This window comes from Methylosinus sp. is20ea, from assembly GCF_059718135.1.
Genome location: NZ_AP046088.1, coordinates 897,186 through 914,937, shown reverse-complemented (window position 1 = coordinate 914,937; position 17,752 = coordinate 897,186). Strand labels below are relative to the sequence as shown.

Below are 17,752 nucleotides of genomic sequence, written 5' to 3'. Positions count from 1 at the left end.
TCCGGCTCGGCGCGCGGCTCACGCCCGCGCCTTCTCCATCATATCGACGAAGCGCGCGAAGAGATAATGGCTGTCCTGCGGGCCGGGCGAGGCCTCGGGATGGTGCTGCACCGAGAAGGCCGGGCGGTCGGCGAGCGCGATGCCGCAATTGGAGCCGTCGAACAGCGAGCGATGCGTCTCGACGACATTGGCCGGCAGGCTGTCGCGATCCACGGCGAAGCCGTGGTTCATCGAGACGATCTCAACCTTGCCGGTGGTGAAATCCTTCACCGGATGATTGGCGCCGTGATGGCCTTGCGGCATTTTCTGCGTCTTGGCGCCGACGGCGAGCGCCATCATCTGATGGCCGAGGCAAATGCCGAAAGTCGGCACCTTCTGCGCCAAGAGCTCGCGAATGGTGGGCACGGCGTATTTGCCGGTCTCGGCCGGATCGCCCGGCCCGTTGGAGAGGAACACGCCATCCGGCGCGAGCGCGAGAATGTCCTTCGCGCTGGTCGTGGCCGGCACGACGATCACCTCGCAGCCGGCCTCCGCCAATAGGCGCAGAATGTTGCGCTTGACGCCATAGTCCACGGCGACGACGCGGAATTTGATCCCGTCGCGCTTGCCATAGCCGGAGGCCTGCCGCCAGACGGTCTCGTCCCAATCATAGCGCGCGGGCGCGGTGACAGAGGGCACGAGGTCCATGCCGTCTATGCCCGGCCAGGCAGCCGCTTCGGCGCGCAGCGCGGAAAGATCGAAGACGCCGTCCGGCGCATAGGCGATGACGGCGTTGGGCATGCCCTTCTCGCGGATCAGCGTCGTCAGCGCGCGCGTGTCCATGCCGCAGAGGCCGATGATCCCGCGCGCGGCGAGCCATTCGCCGAGCGGCCGCAGCGCCCGATAGTTGGACGGATCGCCCGAGGGCGCCGCCACGATGACGCCGCGCGCGCCGGCCCGGTTCTGGAGATCGACGGTCTCGACATCCTCGTCATTGACGCCGACATTGCCGATATGGGGAAAGGTGAAGGTGACGATCTGCCCGGCGTAGGATGGATCAGTGAGGATTTCCTGATAGCCGGTCATGGCTGTGTTGAAGCAGACCTCGCCGACGGCCGAGCCGACGGCGCCGAAGCCGAAGCCGAAAATCGCCTCGCCGCTGGCGAGAACCAGAACCCCCGTGTGGACCGGAACCGTCCACCCCGTCGCTTCGTCTTGATCCGGGCTCATCCGCGCTCTATGCCTCACCCTCATCCGCCGGCGCGCCGCCATCGCGGCGCCCGCCTTCCCCTAGAACATTTCACTGCGAAGTGGAAATACAATGCGCGAACGTTTCACGGCCGACCTCAAGACGGCGATGAAGAGTGGCGAAAAGCAGAAGGTCGAGACGATCCGCATGATCACCGCGGGGCTCAAGGATCGCGACATAGAGGCGCGCGCCACCGGCAAGACGCTCGGCGACGACGATATTCTCGCTCTGCTGCAGAAAATGGTGAAGAGCCGTCAGGAATCGGTGGAAATCTACGAGAAGGGCGGCCGTCCCGAGCTCGCCGAGAAGGAGCGCGCCGAGATCGCGGTGATCGCCGCCTATCTGCCGCAGCAGCTCGGCGAGGCCGAGGTCGCCGAGGCGATAACGGCGGCCATCGCCGAGACGGGCGCCGCCTCGATCAAGGATATGGGCAAGGTCGTAGCCGCGCTCAAGGCGAAATATACGGGTCGCATCGATTTCGGCAAGGCCAGCGCCGCGGTCAAGGCGGCGCTCGGCGGCTAGGGGCGCTGCCTTCCTTCTCCCGCAGGGCGGGAGAAGGTGGCCCTCGCGTCAGCGAGGGTCGGATGAGGGCCGGCCCGCTCGGGAGGAATGACCGAACGCCGATGATGACGAGGCGCCGCGAGAGGTCGAGGGGCCCTCATCCGACCTCGCTTCGCGAGGCCACCTTCTCCCGCAAGCGGGAGAAGGGAGAACGTCGAGTCGCCTCACTCCGCCGGCTCGACGACGCGCGTCTCATAGTTGAGCACGGGCGCGAGCCAGCGCTCGATCTCGGCGACGGCGACGCCCTTGCGCGCCGCGTAATCCTCGACCTGATCGCGCTCCACTTTGGCGACGCCGAAATAATGCGCCTGCGGATGCGCGAAATAGAGTCCGCTCACCGATGACGCCGGCGTCATGGCGTAGCTCTCCGTGAGCGCCACGCCGGTGCGCTTCGTCGCTTCCAGCAGATCGAAGATCGTCGCCTTCTCCGTATGGTCGGGCTGCGCCGGATAGCCCGGCGCCGGGCGAATGCCGCGATAATCCTCGGCGAGGAGTTGATCCGGCGTGTGCGTCTCATCCGCCGCATAGCCCCAGAACTCGCGGCGCACGCGCTGATGCATGCGCTCGGCGAAGGCCTCAGCCAGACGATCGGCGAGCGCCTTCACCATGATCGCGCCATAGTCGTCATTGGCGCGCGCGAAGCGCTCGGAAATCTTCGCCTCCTGCGCGCCGGCGGTGACGACGAAAGCGCCGATGTAATCGGCTCTGCCGGAGCCTTCCGGCGCGACGAAATCGGACAGCGCCACATTGGGCTTGCCGTCGCGGCGCGTGAGCTGCTGGCGTAGCGTATGCAGCGTCGCCAGCCGTTCGACGCGGCCCTCGCCGGTGTAGAGCGCTATGTCGTCGCCGACCGCATTGGCGGGCCAGAAGCCGATGACGGCCTTGGGATTGAACCAGCGCTCCTCGAGGATGCGCGCCAGCATCGCCTGCGCATCCTCGAACAATTGCCGCGCCGCCGGCCCGCGCTCGGGGTCGTCGAGCAGCGCCGGATAGCGGCCCTTGAGCTCCCATGTCTGGAAGAAGGGCGTCCAATCGATATAGGGAACGAGCTCCGCCACATCGTAGGAGGCGAAGACGCGCGCGCCGATAAAGCTCGGCTTCGGCGGCTCATATGCGCTCCAATCGATCTTCAGCGCATTGGCGCGCGTGGAAGCGAGTGAGACGCGCTGCTTGTCGATCTGCGCGCGCGCATGAGCCTCTGCGACCTTCTCATATTCCTCGCGCGTCTTGGCGACATAGGTCTCGCGCGTCGTCAGCGACAGCAGCGCCTGCGCGACGCCCACCGCGCGGGAGGCGTCGGTCACATAGACGGCCTGGCCCGCCACATAATTGGGGCTGATCTTCACCGCCGTATGCACGCGGCTCGTCGTCGCGCCGCCGATGAGCAGCGGCACCGAAAAACCTTCGCGCTCCAGCTCGGAGGCGACGAAGCACATTTCGTCGAGCGAGGGCGTGATGAGGCCGGAGAGGCCGATGATATCGACCTGCTCGCGCTTCGCCGTTTCGAGAATCTTGGCGGTCGGCACCATCACGCCGAGATCGATGATCTCGAAATTATTGCAGCCGAGCACGACGCCGACGATGTTCTTGCCGATGTCGTGGACGTCGCCCTTCACCGTCGCGAGAAGAATCTTGCCGGCGGTGGAGCGCTGCTCTTTATTCTCCTCCATGTAGGGCAGGAGATGCGCGACGGCCTGCTTCATCACGCGCGCCGATTTCACCACTTGCGGCAGGAACATCTTGCCCTGGCCGAAGAGGTCGCCGACGACATTCATGCCGGCCATCAGCGGGCCTTCGATGACGTCGAGCGGGCGCTTGGACGCGAGCCGCGCTTCCTCCACATCCTGCTCGACATAATCGGCGACGCCATTGACCAGCGCATATTCGAGACGTTTCTCGACGCTCGCCTCGCGCCACGCGGCGTCCTTCTCCGCCGCCTTGGCGCCGGCGCCCTTGAAGCGCTCGGCGATCTCGACCAGGCGCTCGGTGGCGTCCGGCCGGCGATTGCGCACCACATCCTCGCAGGCTTCGCGCAGCTGCGGATCGATCTTCTCATAGACCGCGAGCTGGCCGGCGTTGACGATGCCCATATCCATCCCCGCCGCAATGGCGTGATAGAGGAAGACGGAGTGCATCGCCTCGCGCACCGGCTCATTGCCGCGGAAGGAGAAGGAGAGGTTCGACACGCCGCCCGACACATGGGCGTGCGGCAGAGTCGTCTTGATCGCGCGCGCCGCGTCGATGAAGTCGACGCCGTAATTGCAATGTTCTTCGATACCCGTCGCGACCGCGAAAATATTGGGATCGAAGATGATGTCCTGCGGCGGAAAGCCGACTTGCTCCACGAGGATCTTATAGGCGCGGCCGGAGATCTCCACCTTGCGCGCGAAAGTGTCGGCCTGTCCGGCTTCGTCGAAGGCCATGACGACGACGGCGGCGCCATAGCGGCGCACCTTGGTCGCCGCCTCGATGAATTTCTCCTCGCCTTCCTTCAGCGAGATGGAGTTGACGACGCCCTTGCCCTGCAGACATTGCAGGCCGGCTTCGATCACCTCGAATTTCGACGAATCGGCCATCACCGGCACGCGCGCGATATCGGGCTCGGCGGCGAGCAGATTGAGGAACTCGACCATCGCCTTTTTCGAATCGAGCAGGCCCTCGTCCATATTGATGTCGATGACCTGCGCGCCATTGGCCACTTGATCGCGCGCCACATCCAGCGCCGCGGCGTAATCGCCGGCGGTGATGAGCTTGCGGAATTTGGCCGAGCCCGTGACATTGGTGCGCTCGCCGACATTGACGAAGGGAATGTCCTTGGTCAGCGTGAAAGGCTCGAGGCCGGCGAGGCGCAGCAGCGGTGCGATTTCCGGAATCTTGCGCGGCGCGACGCCTTTCATGGCGCCGGCGATGGCGGCGATATGCGGCGGCGTCGTGCCGCAGCAGCCGCCGACCACATTGACGAGGCCGGACTTGGCGAATTCGCCGACCAGCTCGGCCATATATTCCGGGCTCTCGTCATAGAGGCCGAACTCGTTCGGCAGGCCGGCGTTGGGGAAGGCGCAGATTCGCGTGTCGGCGATGCGCGCGACCTCGGCGATATGTTGGCGCATCTCGCGCGCGCCGAGCGCGCAATTGAAGCCGATGGAGAAAGGCTTCGCATGTTGAATCGAGTTCCAGAAGGCCGCCGCCGTCTGGCCGGAGAGCGTGCGGCCGGAGAGATCGGTGATGGTGCCGGAGATCATCACCGGAAAGCGCGTGCCGACCTTCTCGAAAGCATCCTCCACCGCATAGATCGCCGCTTTGGCGTTCAGCGTGTCGAAGATCGTCTCGATCAGCAGAATATCGGCGCCGCCCTCCAACAGGCCGAGCGCCTCCTCGAGATAGGCGGCGCGCAGATCGTCGAAAGTGACGGCGCGAAAGCCGGGATTCGACACGTCCGGCGAGATCGACGCGGTGCGATTGGTCGGGCCCATGGAGCCGGCGACGAAGCGCGGCACGCCGGTCTCGCGCGCCACTTCGTCGGCCGCGGCGCGGGCGAGGCGTGCGCCTTCGTAATTGAGCTCATAGACGATATGCTCGAGGCCGTAATCGGCCTGCGCGATGGTGGTGCAGGAGAATGTGTTGGTCTCGATGATGTCTGCGCCGGCTTCGAGATAGGCGCGATGAATCGCCTTGATCGCGGCCGGCTGCGTCAGCGTCAGCAGGTCATTGTCGCCACGCAGATCTTTTCCGTGATCCTCGAAGCGCTCGCCGCGAAAATCGGCCTCGGTGAATTTGTGGCGCTGGATCATCGTGCCCATGGCGCCGTCGAGCACGAGAATGCGCTCGCTCGCCGCCTTCTCCAGCGCCGCGAGAATCTTCGGTCCGTGGTTCTTGTCGAAACTCATGCTGCGACTTTCTCGGTGACGGGGCGCACGCCCAGAAGATGGCAGATCGCGAAGACGAGATCGGCGCGATTGTTTGTGTAGAAATGGAATTCCTTCACGCCGCCTTCGGCGAGGCCGAGCACCTGCTCGGCGGCGACAGCGGCGGCGATGAGCCGGCGCGTCACCGGATCGTCGTCCAATCCATCGAAGCGATGCGCGAGCCAGTCGGGCACGCTCGCGCCGGCCTTGCGCGCGAAATTGGCGGTCTGCTTGAAGTTCTGCACCGGCATGATGCCGGGCACGATCGGGATCGTGATTCCTCTGGCGCGCGCCTTGTCGAGAAAGCGGAAATAGACGTCGTTCTCGAAGAAGAATTGCGTGATGGCGCGCGTCGCGCCGGCGTCGATCTTGGCCTCGAGCGCGTCGAGATCGTCCTCGATCGTGCGGCTCTCGGGATGGCCTTCCGGATAGGTGGAGACGGAAATCTCGAAATCGCCGATCGCGCGAATGCCGCGCACCAGCTCGGTGGAGCTGCGATAGCCTAGCGGATGCGGCTCGAATGTCGTGCCGACGCCGGTCGGCGGATCGCCGCGCAACGCCACGATATGACGCACGCCGGCGTCCCGATAGCCGCGCACGATCTCGTCGATCTCGCCGCGCGAGGCGGAGACGCAGGTCAGATGTGCGGCCGGCAATATGTCGGTCTCGGCGACGAGGCGGGCGACGATATTATGCGTGCGCTCGCGCGTGGAGCCGCCGGCTCCATAGGTGACGGAGACGAATTTGGGCTTCAAAGGCGCGAGGCGCGCGATCGAGTCCCAGAGCTGAATCTCCATCTCCGGAGTCTTCGGCGGGAAGAACTCATAGGAGATATCGAAATGGCCCGTCGGCCACAGGCTGCGATTGTCGGACATCAGGCGGTCTCAAAGCTCGCTCGGGGAAGGGGATCGGCGATGACGCGCGGATCGCGCGCCAGCCACAGGGAAACGGTGAGCTTCCCGCCGTCGTCGGCGGAAGGCGCGAGGTCGTGGTGACGCAGCGCCTCGAGCCCCGCCTGCTCGAGCAGCGCGGCGACCTCCTGCTGCGCGAAGCCGAGGCGTCGATGCGCGTGCTCGTCGCGCAAAGTCTCCTCGCGATGCGGCGCGAAATCGACGACCAGCATTCGGCCGCCGGGCGCGAGCGTGCGCGCCGCCTCGCGCAGCGCGCGGCCGGGATCGTCGAGATAATGCAGAACCTGATGCACGATGACGAGATCGCAGCTATTGCGCTCTATGGGGAGCGCATACATGTCGCCTTGGCGCAGCTGCACATTGCGCGCGCCGGCTTTCTCCAGCCGCCCGCGGGCGACGGCGAGCATGGCGGAGGAGAGATCGACGCCGACGGCCTGCTCCGCCTGCGGCGCGAACAGCTCCAGCATGCGGCCGGTGCCGGCGCCGAGATCGAGCAGCCGGCGCAGCGGCTTCTCGCCCACCGCGTCGCGAATGGCGGCCTCGACCTGCGCCTCTGGCACATGCAGCGAGCGTATGGCGTCCCATTCGCGCGCATGCTCGGCGAAATAGCGGGCGGCGTTTTCGGCGCGGGCCTGCCGCACCTCGGCGAGCCGGGCGCGGTCGCCGGCGATGCGCGGATCGAGCGGATCGAGCCAGGAGACGACGCTGCGGGCGATCTCGCCCGGCGCGTCGGCGGCGGCCAGACGGAAGAAGGCCCAGGCGCCCTCGCGGCGCCGCTCGATGAGGCCCGCCTCGACGAGCAGCTTCAAATGGCGTGAGACGCGCGGCTGCGACTGGCCGAGAATGGCGACGGCCTCGCTCACCGTGAGCTCCGTCTCCGCGAGCAGGCCGAGGAGACGCAGCCGCGTCTCCTCGCCGGCCGCATTGAGGGCGGCGAGCGCGGGTTCGAGCAAAAGGGGGCGTCTGGAGTTGGTCATTTGGTGTTCGTCGGGAGCTTCGCTGACTAGATATAAAGATATCTATATACGTCGTCTCAACGGAAATCAAGACGCGTCACGCGGTTCCGCGACGCTGGATTTCGAGAGCGCCGGCTATAGTTGAGACAGCGTTGGCGGTGTGCATGTGGCGGCGTCTCGGACAAACCTCTCGGAGCTCGGCGCCGCTTCCCGACGCCGCTTATGTCGAGCTGGTCGACATGGTCGCCCGCCCGGTCATGCCGGTGGCGTTCATGGGCGTCGCTCTGGCCTGCGTCGGCCTGCTGCTTGCCGCGAGGAAACAGGATCTCGCGCTCCTCGTGCTGACGCTCGCCGGCGTCGCGGTCGATATAGCGAGCATTTTCCTCGTTCTCGCCTATCAGCGGCGGGCGGCGCAGGCGACGATCCTCGCCGATGAGGCGCGGGTCTGGGAGCGCCGCTACGCCATCGGCCGGCCCGCGCCGACGCCGCGCGCTACAGCATGAAGCGCGGCGGGCGGGGCGGCGTCGCCTTCTGGCGGGAGGAGCAGCTGCCGCCGCCCTCGGCCGCCGACGCCTCCTGAGCCTTTCGATAAAAAGCGCCGCCGCGCTCGCGGCCGGTCACGCCTGCGGCGAGAGATGCTCCAGCCGCAGATAGGCGAGTTCCGCGCTCCCTCCGAAAGCGTAGATCCGGAACTCGATATTCTCGGTTTCCTGATCCAGATGGAACTCGACCGCTCCATCCTCGGGCCATTCGAGCGGCTCGACGAGATAGACGCCGCCGATATTCGAGGCGACGTCGAACGCCGCGCCGCGGTAGACGAAAGCGGAACCGTCGAGCTTCAGGAATTGCAGGCGCCATCGGCCGGGGGGCAGCGTGATATAGGGTCCCCAGACCGACAATGGCCGCATCGACGGATCGGCCTGCGGCTTGAAGAAGACGACGATTTCCTGATTGCTGTCCAAGATCGGCCGGGCGTGCTTCGTGTCGTATTGCAGATCCGTCGGATCGAGGATCCGAACCGTTTTTCCCGAGATTTGCTCGAAGGCCTGCCGCAAACGTCCGGCGCGGGTGTGCGCCGGCGTCAGGGGTTGCAGAGAAAAAGCCGTCGCCTCTCCGGATTTGTCGGCCCAAAGCTCGCGGAAGCGACATCCTTCTTTTTCGCTTCCCGCGGGGTGAAAGAAAAAGGAGCGGCGCCAATCATTGGGCGCCGCTTTCGTGGCGGGGATATAGTTGAAGTCGAGCGGCAGGGGGAACAGCGGTATGCCGAGCGACAGCCGTCGGATGTTGAGAAAACCTTGCTCGAATTGCGGATGTCCCCACAAGACTTCCTCACGCAGCGCGCGAAGCAGCGATAGATTGCTCCTCGACATGACGAGCACGCCGCTGTTGAAATACTCCTGTGGAGTCAAGACGCCGTCGGCGCCATAGACATGATTCAATATTCCGCACCAATCCTCGCGTGGGAACAAGTGGCCCTCGACGAAAGCGCCGAGGCTCGCCTCCGGCGTGATTTCGAAGAGGTCGGGCGCTCCGGGCCGGATCAGCACATCGGCGTCGAGCAGCAGCGTCCGATCATAGCCCTCTGCGACGTCCAGCGCCGCAGATTTCAGCCGATGCGGCGGCAGCGTCGACGATTGGCCGACGACCGCGAAATCGGCTCCCACGAAGGCGGCATAGGCTTCCGCGAAGTGGCGCGTGATCTCGAACTCGCGCTCGGCGCGCTTTCCATTCACCGGAACGATGACGACGCGGCGCTCTTCGGCGCGCCGACTCGGGCGGCGCGGCAGCGGCCGTGGGCGCAGCACCAACATCTGGTCGCCTTCATGAAGCGTCTCGAACAGCGCGCGCGCTGGCGCATAGCGTGAACGTCGCCAGTCGTGCATGATCACGATGCCGCCCTCGACGACGACTTGCGCCGCGGTGAGCGCGCATTCCGCCCGCCGCCTTCCGTCCACGAAGGCGACATCGAATTCCATGTGAATGAAGAACGGATAGGAGGAATAGGAGGGAGGCTGATCCTCCTGGGAGAAAGACGGGCCCTGGAGGTCGAGACGCCGAAAATGCAGGAAGCTATAGAAGGGAAGACCTTCGGCTACGGAATTCAGATAGTCGGCGTTGTCGTCTATGCTCAGAACGAGGGGATTGGGCTTTTCTCGAGCAATCTCGCATAATATCTTGGTCGTCTCTCCGCTGCCCCACTCGAGGAAACGTGACGCGTTCGGCGCAAATTCCTGGATCACGCTGCGAAACTCGTTGGCGTAAGAGTCTCCATACCGCCCGGTTATCTCATCGAAAATGGTCAATATATCCCCCCGACCTTTTTTTGGTTCTTTGCGACCGGTTCTACCGACGACCTCGGGACCAGCCGCCAGCGACGGGCGGCCCCTTCGCCTCGCGGAGAGAAATACATTTTGATGGACCGCGCAGCAAGAAGCCCGCTTCCTTCACGCTGCGCCGCCGGCGAAAGCGGCGCCGCGAAACGGTGACGCGAAGCGGTGAGGCGAGGTTGTCTCCTGTTTCGAAAGACGCTTCGAGCCATGTCCCGCGGCCATAGCGCAGCCGGGCTCGGAGCCAGCCTCAGGCGCCGAAATGGTCGGCGCCCGCCGCCCCGGCGGCGCGCGTCATGCGGCAATTTCCGGCAAAGAGCCGCAGTTTCCCGCAAGCGCGATTGACACGCCGCCGAGCGCGTAAGCTAATCGCCCGTCGCCCCTTTTCCGGCGTCGCTCCGAGGCGAAGCAGCTCGTGTCGATCAAGGTCGCGCTCCACCATCTCACCCATTACAAATATGATCGGCCGGTCGCGCTCGGGCCGCAGGTCGTCCGGCTGCGGCCCGCGCCCCATTGCCGCACACGCGTGCCGAGCTATTCCCTCAAGATCGCGCCGGCCAATCATTTCATCAATTGGCAGCAGGACCCGCACGGCAATTGGCTGGCGCGCCTCGTCTTTCCGGAGAAGGCGGAGGAGTTCCGCATCGAGGTCGACCTCCATGCCGAGATCGCCGTCTACAATCCCTTCGACTTTTTCGTCGAGCCCTATGCGGAAACCTTCCCCTTCGCCTATCCGGAGGAGCTGCGGACCGAGCTCGCCTCCTGCCTCGAGGTGGAGCCGCTCGGGCCGCTGACCAAGGCGTTCGTCGACAGCGTGCGCCCGTCGCAGGCGATGGCGATCGTTCCCTTTCTCGTCGCTCTCAACGCCAGGCTGCAGCGCGACATTCGCTATGTCCTCCGCATGGAGCCCGGCGTGCAGACGCCGGACGAGACGCTCGCGGCAGGCGCCGGCTCCTGCCGCGATTCGGCTTGGCTGCTCGTGCAGATATTCCGCAGCCTCGGCCTCGCGGCGCGTTTCGTCTCCGGCTATCTCATCCAATTGAAAGCGGACGTCGATCCGATCGAGGGTCCCAAGGGAACCGATCACGATTTCACCGATCTGCACGCCTGGGCCGAGGTCTATATCCCCGGCGCCGGCTGGATCGGCCTCGACGCCACCTCGGGCCTCTTCTGCGGCGAGGGCCATCTGCCGCTGTGCAGCGCGCCGCATTATCGCTCGGCGGCGCCGCTCTCCGGCCTCGTCGAGCCGGCCGAGGTCCAGTTCGGCTTCGAGATGTGGGTGCAGCGCATTCGCGAGGCGCCGCGCATCACCGCGCCTTTCTCGGACGAAGCCTGGGCGCGTCTCGACGCGCTCGGCGAGAAGGTCGACCAGGATTTGCGGGCGCAAGACGTGCGCCTCACCATGGGCGGCGAGCCGACCTTCGTCTCCATCGATGATTTCCAAGCGCCGGAATGGACGATCGCCGCCGTCGGCCCCACCAAGAAGGCGCGCGCCGACGATCTCGTGCGCCGCCTGCAGCAACGCTTCGCCAGAGGCGGCTTCCTGCATTACGGGCAGGGCAAATGGTATCCGGGCGAGAGCCTGCCGCGCTGGGCCTTCGCGATCTATTGGCGCAAGGACGGCAAGCCGGTCTGGCGCGACCCCGAGCTCGCCGCCCGCATCGGCGCGTCCTCGGCGCCGACGACGCAGCAGAGCGAGGCGTTCACCGTCGATCTCGCCGAGCGGCTCGGTCTCGAGCGGGGCTATGTGATCCCGGCCTATGAGGACCCCTCGCACTGGCTGCTGAAGGAGGGCGCGCTGCCCATCAATGTCGATCCGCTCGATTCGAAGATCGACGACGCCGAGGAGCGCGTCCGCATGTTGCGCGCCTTCGAGCGCGGCTTGGCCAATCCGGTGGGCTATGTTCTGCCGGTGCAGCGCTGGAACGCGCGCGCCGACCGGCGTCGCTGGGTCTCGGAGCGCTGGCCTTTGCGCCGCGGACGGCTCTTTCTGGCGCCGGGCGATTCGCCGATCGGCCTGCGCCTGCCGATCGGCTCGCTGCCCTGGGTGCCGCCGAGCGCCTATCCCTATTCCTATCCGCCGGACCCGACCGAGCCGCGCGATCCACTTCCGGACCCCGCCTATTTCCGGCAGATCTACGAAAGCCGGGCGCTGCAGAACGGCCAGGAGCTCCAGAAACGTCAGGAGCTCCAGAACCGTCAGCAGCCGAGCGAGCAGCTCATCGTCGAGGGCGCGGTGCGCACGGCGCTCGCCATCGAGCCGCGCGACGGCGCGCTCTGCGTCTTCATGCCGCCGGTCGAAACGCTCGAGGGCTATCTCGAGCTGTTGACGGCGGTGGAGACGACGGCGAAGGCGATGGACCTTCCGATCCATATCGAGGGCTATCCGCCGCCCGTCGATCCGCGCCTCGAGGTCATCAAGGTGACGCCCGATCCCGGCGTCATCGAGGTGAACATCCATCCGGGCGACACATGGCGCGACGCCGTGGCGACGACGACCGGCCTCTATGAGGATGCGCGGCAGTCGCGGCTCACCGCCGACAAATTCCTCATCGACGGGCGCCAGACCGGCTCGGGCGGCGGCAATCATGTCGTGCTCGGCGGCCGGACGCCCTTCGATTCGCCCTTCCTGCGCCGTCCGGACATATTGAAGAGCCTCGTGCTCTATTGGCAGCGCCATCCCGCGCTCTCCTATTTCTTCTCGGGCCTCTTCATCGGTCCGACCAGCCAGGCGCCGCGCGTCGACGAGGCGCGTCACGACGCGCTCTACGAGCTGGAGATCGCCATCTCCAATGTGCCGCCGGCGGGCGAAACGAATTTCCCGCCCTGGCTCGTCGATCGGCTGTTCCGCAATCTGCTCGTGGACGTCACCGGCAACACGCATCGCGCCGAAATCTGCATCGACAAGCTCTATTCGCCGGATGGGCCGACCGGCCGGCTCGGCCTCGTCGAGTTCCGCAGCTTCGAGATGCCGCCCGACGCGCGCATGAGCCTCGCGCAGCAATTGCTGCTGCGCGCGCTCGTCGCTTGGTTCTGGCGCGAGCCGCAGAGCGGCGGCTTCGTGCGCTGGGGCACGGCGCTGCATGACCGCTTCATGCTGCCGCATTTCATCTGGCGCGATTTCCTCGATGTGCTGGCCGATCTTCAGGGCGCCGGCTACGCCTTCGAGCCGGAATGGTTCGAGGCGCAGAAGGAATTCCGCTGCCCGCTCGCCGGCCGCGTCGAGCATGGCGGAGTGGAGCTGGAAATCCGGCAGGCGCTGGAGCCCTGGAATGTGCTGGGCGAGGAAGGCGTCGCCGGCGGCACCGCGCGTTTCGTCGATTCCTCGGTGGAGCGCGTCGAGGTGAAGGCCAAGGGCTTCGTCCCCGGTCGGCATGTCATCGCCTGCAACGGCCGCCGTGTGCCCATGACCAGCGCCGGCGCCTCGGGCGAGGCGGTCGCGGGCGTGCGCTTCAAGGCCTGGCAGCCGCCCTCCGGTATGCACCCGACCATCCCCGATCATGCGCCTCTGACCTTCGACGTCATCGACAGCTGGAGCGAGCGCTCGCTCGGCGGCTGCGTCTATCACACGGCGCATCCGGGCGGTCGCAGCTACGACACTTTTCCGGTAAACTCGCATGAGGCGGAGGCTCGCAGGCTGTCGCGGTTCCAGGATCACGGCCATACGCCCGGCAGGGTGAGGCCGCCGCGCGAGGAGCCGGCGGGAGAGTTCCCGCTGACTTTGGACCTGCGGAGGAGTTGTGCCGGCTGAGCGGTTTATCGATGCGAGCACGGGAGAAGCGGCGCGTCGAGTCGCCTCCTGGATCGCCCGCTATGCGCCGCTGGAGGGCGTGCCGGACGAGCTCGTCGGGCCGGACGGGCGCGTGCGCGCCCATTGGGCGAGCCTGCTCGACACGCTCGGGGGCCTCAGCCGCGAGGACATAGACGATCGCTTCGCCGCCGCCGGACGCCGAATCAGGGACATGGGCGTCTCCTATCGCGTGCTCGGCGAGACCAAGGAGCGCACCTGGCCGTTGAGCCGGCTGCCACTGCTGCTGCCGCAGGCCGAATGGCGGGAGATCGCCGCAGGCGTCGCCCAGCGCGCCGAATTGCTCGACATGGTGCTGCGCGACTCCTATGGCGAGCAGCGCCTCGTCAAGGAAGGGGCGATGCCGGCGGCGGTCGTCGCCGGCTCGCCCGATTATGTCCGCGCCATGAGCGGCGCGACTCCGCCCGGCGGCCGCTGGCTGCGCTTCTACGCCGCCGAGATCGGCCGCGGCCCGGACGGGCGCTGGTGGGTGCTGGGCGATCGCGCCCAGGCGCCGTCGGGCGCCGGCTATTCGCTGGAGAATCGGCTGGTGATGGCGCGGACCTTCCCGCGCCTCTATCGCGACATGAAGGTCGAGCGCCTCGCGCCCTTCTTCCGCGATTTCCGCGCCGCCCTCGCCAAGGCCGCGCAGCAGAAGGACCCGCGCATCTGCCTGCTGACGCCGGGCCCGTTCAGCGAATCCTATTCCGAGCAGGTGAGCCTCGCGCGCTATCTCGGCTTTCTGCTGGTCGAGGGCGCCGATCTCGTCACCAGCGAGCGCAAGCTGCATGTGCGCACCATCGCCGGGCTGAAGCGCGTCGATGTGGTGTGGCGCCGGGTCGACGCCGATTGGTGCGATCCGTTGGAATTGAACGCCGCCTCGCATCTCGGCGTGCCGGGCCTGCTCGACACGATCCGCGAGGGCAATGTCACCATCGCCAATATGCCGGGCGCAGGCCTCATCGAATCGCGCGCGCTGCTCTCCTTCCTGCCGGCCATCGCCCGCCGCCTGCTCGGCGAGGATTTGCGCCTCGCCAATATCGCCACCTGGTGGTGCGGCCAGGACGAGGCCCGCGACGCCGTGCTCGCCTCGCTGGAGGACCGCGCCGTCGCGCCCGCCTTTGGCGAGCAGCTCGCCGGCTTTCCCGGCCGCCGCGTGGCGCTGGGCGCCGAATTCGACGCCGCCGAGCGCGAAAGGCTCGTCCAGGCGATGGGCGCGCGGGGCATGGATTATGTCGGCCAGGAGGTCGTGCAGCTCTCCACTACGCCGGTCTGGAAGGATGGCGCGCTGGTTCCGCGCCCTTTTGCGCTGCGCGTCTTCGCCGCCGCCACGGCCGATGGCTGGCGCGTGATGCCGGGCGGCTTCTGCCGCGTGTCGGATCGTCTCGACGTGCGCGCCATCTCCATGGGGGCGGGCGCGCAATCGGCCGATGTCTGGGTGCTCGGCGACCGGCCGACCGATAATTCGACGCTGCTGCCGACGAGCGACGACATAGAGATCGTCCGCATGGTCGGCGATCTGCCGAGCCGCGCCGCCGACAATCTGTTCTGGATGGGCCGCTATTTCGAGCGGGCCGAGGCGACGCTGCGGCTGGTGCGCTCTCTGTGCAATCGCCTGACCGAGGCGGATGCGCCCAATTACAGCGGCCGCCAGCCGATCGAGCGGCTGGAGCGGCTGCTGCTCGCCTGGGGGGCCGCGCCGACGCGCGACCCGCGGCTCTCGGCGGCCGAGCTCGCCCTGGCGGCGGCCGGCGGAACCGAGACGGCGGGCTCGGCCCTCTCCATCGCCCGCGCGGCCAAGCACGCCGCCTCCATCGTCCGCGAGCGGCTGTCGCAGGATATTTGGCATCTCGTGCGCCTGCTGGAGGCGCGCCTCGACGATTTCTCGCAAGGCCCAGCCTCGGAGCCGGAGGTTCTGGAGGGCGTCGAGCAATCGCTGCATGTGCTGGCGGCGCTCTCCGGCCTCATCGACGAGAATTTCAATCGCGTCGCCGGCTGGTGCTTCCTCGATCTCGGCAAGCGCGTCGAGCGGGCGATCAACGCCTGCCGCTTCTCCCGCCAATTCGCCGACGAGGGCGCGACGATCGACAGTCTCGACACTCTGCTCGAGCTGATCGATTCGCAGATCACCTATCGCTCGCGCTATCTCGCCGGCGCCGCTCTCGCGCCCGTGCTCGATATGGCGGCGCTCGATCCCTACAATCCCCGCTCCGTGGGCTTTCAAGTGGCCAAGATCGTGGAGCATCTCTCCTCTCTGCCGACCCTGCGCCACGACGGCCTGCTGGAGGCGCCGCGGCGTCTCGCGGTGAAATTGCGCGCCGAGATCGAGGTGGCGAACGCCGCCGAGCTCGACGCCGCCAAAATCTTCGCCATAGAGCAGCGCTTGATGAGCCTTGCGGATGCGCTCGCCGCCCGCTACTTCCTGCAGGGCTCCAATGCGGCGCATTTCGAAGAGCCGATCCGGTTAGCGTGATCTACGACATCACCCATGTGACGACCTATAGCTACGAGGCGCCCGTCGCCGCGGCGCGCTGCGCTTTGCGCCTTTTGCCGCGCGACGACGCCGGCCAGCGCGTCGTCTTCGGCCGCATCGATGTGACGCCCGCCCCGCGCGAGTGGCGTGAGCGCGTCGATTTCTACGGCAATCGCGTCGCCGAGGCGCAGATCGACGCGCCCCATGTGAAGCTCGGCATTGCGATGAGCGCGCGTGTGCGCGTCGAGCGCGCCGCCCCGCCGCAGGAGGCGCGGACGCCGCCTTGGGAGGTCGTGCGCGCGCAGGCGCTGGAGACGCCGTCGCTCGGCCCCGACGCGCCGGCGCATTTCGTGTTTCCGAGCCGCCTCGCGCCGCTCTACGAGCCCGCGACCGCCTATGCCCGCGAGAGCTTTCCGCCGGGGCGTCCCATGCTCGCCGGCGCGGCGGAGCTGATGCGGCGGATCAAAGCCGATTTCGTCTATGATCCCAACGCCACCCATGTCGCCATGCCGCTGGCGCGGGCCTTCGACAAGCGCAGCGGCGTCTGCCAGGATTTCACCCACATCATGATCGCCGCCCTGCGCGGGCTCGGCCTGCCGGCGGCCTATGTCAGCGGCTATATCCGCACCATTCCGGCGCCGGGCGCGGTGAAGCTCGAGGGCGCCGACGCCTCGCACGCCTGGATTTCGGTCTGGTGCGGGCGCGAGCTCGGCTGGCTCGGCGTCGATCCGACCAACGCCATTCTCGCGCTCGACGATCATATCGTCATCGCGCAGGGCCGTGACTATGCCGATGTCTCGCCGATCGACGGCGTCATTTTCGCCGCAGGAAAGCAGAAGCTCGATGTGAGCGTGAGCGTCAAGCCGATAGAAGAGGCCGCCTGAGCAGCCGGTCGATCTTGGTCAGCTCCGAATGATGCAGCAGCAGCACCTCATTGGAGGCGGCGAGCTGCGCCGCGCTGGCCGTATAGCCCTTGGCGGCGACGACGATTCCGCGCTCGGCCTCCTCATGGGCGATGGCGGCGACGATCTCCTGCACGGCCCTGTTGCCCACCGGCTTCGAATATTTCTTGCACTGGACGACGATCCGCCGCTTGCGCTTTTCCGCGACGATATCGACGCCCTGATCGCCGCTCAGCCGCGTGACCCGCGCGCTCCAGCGCGCCTCGCGCAGCAGCGCCGCGCAGAAATGCTCATAATCCTCCGGGCTCATCGCCTCGCTATATTGCGGAAAGGCGATCTCCTCATAGGCCAGCACGGCGAGATGCAGCACGCCGACAAAAGCGAGCGCCATCGCGCCGGCGCCGGCGACATGCGGCCAGAGCCAGCCCGCGGCGGCGGTGAAGACGATGATGAAGGCGAGGCATCGTCTCTTTCTGCTGCGCGTCATCGCTGTCGAGATCGCCTTTCGCCCGGCCGAAAGGTGCGGCGCCGCTATGCAAGGGGACAAAGGTTAATTTGCCGCGAAGAGGGGGCTCTTGCGGTTCCGAGACGATCAGGGTGAAGACGCCCTCATCCTGAGGAGCCCGCGAAGCGGGCGTCTCGAAGGACGCGGGCAGCTTCTTGCGCCGTCTACTGGAGCTCCCCCTCGCGCTTCGAGACGGC

At 66.7% G+C, this 17,752-nt stretch carries 11 protein-coding genes; 5 read left to right on the top strand and 6 right to left on the bottom strand.

What is annotated here, in order from left to right:
- Positions 1-18: 18 nt before the first annotated feature.
- Positions 19-1,209 carry a glutamine-hydrolyzing carbamoyl-phosphate synthase small subunit gene (carA, locus tag AC6IY7_RS04170; protein WP_497781763.1) on the bottom strand — a complete coding sequence of 397 codons (1,191 nt, stop codon included), beginning with the start codon at positions 1,207-1,209 and terminating at the stop codon, positions 19-21.
- 91 nt (positions 1,210-1,300) lie between these two features.
- On the opposite strand from carA, the gene AC6IY7_RS04165 reads away from it, so the two are divergent.
- Entirely contained in the window at positions 1,301-1,750 is a 450-nt protein-coding gene (locus tag AC6IY7_RS04165) for a GatB/YqeY domain-containing protein (protein ID WP_497781762.1), read from the top strand.
- A 203-nt stretch (positions 1,751-1,953) separates the two neighbouring features.
- Here the strand turns inward: AC6IY7_RS04165 and metH are convergent, their stop codons facing one another.
- Genes metH through AC6IY7_RS04150 form a run of 3 tightly spaced genes read right to left on the bottom strand, consistent with a single transcriptional unit; the run spans position 1,954 to position 7,582 of the window.
- On the bottom strand, positions 1,954-5,676 hold the full coding sequence (gene metH, locus AC6IY7_RS04160) for a methionine synthase (protein WP_497781761.1): 3,723 nt from the start codon (positions 5,674-5,676) through the stop codon (positions 1,954-1,956).
- Positions 5,673-6,569, bottom strand: coding sequence for a methylenetetrahydrofolate reductase [NAD(P)H] (gene metF, locus AC6IY7_RS04155; protein ID WP_497781759.1), 897 nt, complete (start codon positions 6,567-6,569; stop codon positions 5,673-5,675). Before metF ends, metH begins: the two co-directional genes overlap by 4 nt.
- Positions 6,569-7,582, bottom strand: a complete 1,014-nt coding sequence (locus tag AC6IY7_RS04150; RefSeq protein WP_497781757.1) for an ArsR/SmtB family transcription factor — start codon at positions 7,580-7,582, stop codon at positions 6,569-6,571. Before AC6IY7_RS04150 ends, metF begins: the two co-directional genes overlap by 1 nt.
- Positions 7,583-7,725: 143 nt before the next feature.
- Here AC6IY7_RS04150 and AC6IY7_RS04145 point away from each other — a divergent pair, with 143 nt between their 5' ends.
- Positions 7,726-8,064, top strand: coding sequence for a hypothetical protein (locus tag AC6IY7_RS04145; protein ID WP_497781756.1), 339 nt, complete (start codon positions 7,726-7,728; stop codon positions 8,062-8,064).
- Between the two features lie 114 nt (positions 8,065-8,178).
- On the opposite strand, the gene AC6IY7_RS04140 is transcribed toward AC6IY7_RS04145, so the two are convergent.
- Positions 8,179-9,801, bottom strand: a complete 1,623-nt coding sequence (locus AC6IY7_RS04140) for a hypothetical protein (RefSeq protein ID WP_497781754.1) — start codon at positions 9,799-9,801, stop codon at positions 8,179-8,181.
- A gap of 502 nt (positions 9,802-10,303) precedes the next feature.
- On the opposite strand from AC6IY7_RS04140, the gene AC6IY7_RS04135 reads away from it, so the two are divergent.
- From AC6IY7_RS04135 to AC6IY7_RS04125, 3 genes are read left to right on the top strand one after another with little or no spacing between them, the layout of a single operon-like run.
- On the top strand, positions 10,304-13,639 hold the full coding sequence (locus tag AC6IY7_RS04135; RefSeq protein WP_497781753.1) for a transglutaminase family protein: 3,336 nt from the start codon (positions 10,304-10,306) through the stop codon (positions 13,637-13,639).
- A complete protein-coding gene (locus tag AC6IY7_RS04130) occupies positions 13,629-16,148 on the top strand; it encodes a circularly permuted type 2 ATP-grasp protein (protein ID WP_497781752.1) in 2,520 nt (839 codons plus the stop codon). Before AC6IY7_RS04135 ends, AC6IY7_RS04130 begins: the two co-directional genes overlap by 11 nt.
- Positions 16,145-17,032, top strand: coding sequence for a transglutaminase family protein (locus tag AC6IY7_RS04125; RefSeq protein ID WP_497781751.1), 888 nt, complete (start codon positions 16,145-16,147; stop codon positions 17,030-17,032). Before AC6IY7_RS04130 ends, AC6IY7_RS04125 begins: the two co-directional genes overlap by 4 nt.
- Here the strand turns inward: AC6IY7_RS04125 and AC6IY7_RS04120 are convergent.
- Entirely contained in the window at positions 17,007-17,537 is a 531-nt protein-coding gene (locus AC6IY7_RS04120) for a restriction endonuclease (protein WP_497781750.1), read from the bottom strand. The two genes, AC6IY7_RS04125 and AC6IY7_RS04120, sit on opposite strands and share 26 nt — an antisense overlap.
- Positions 17,538-17,752: the final 215 nt, after the last annotated feature.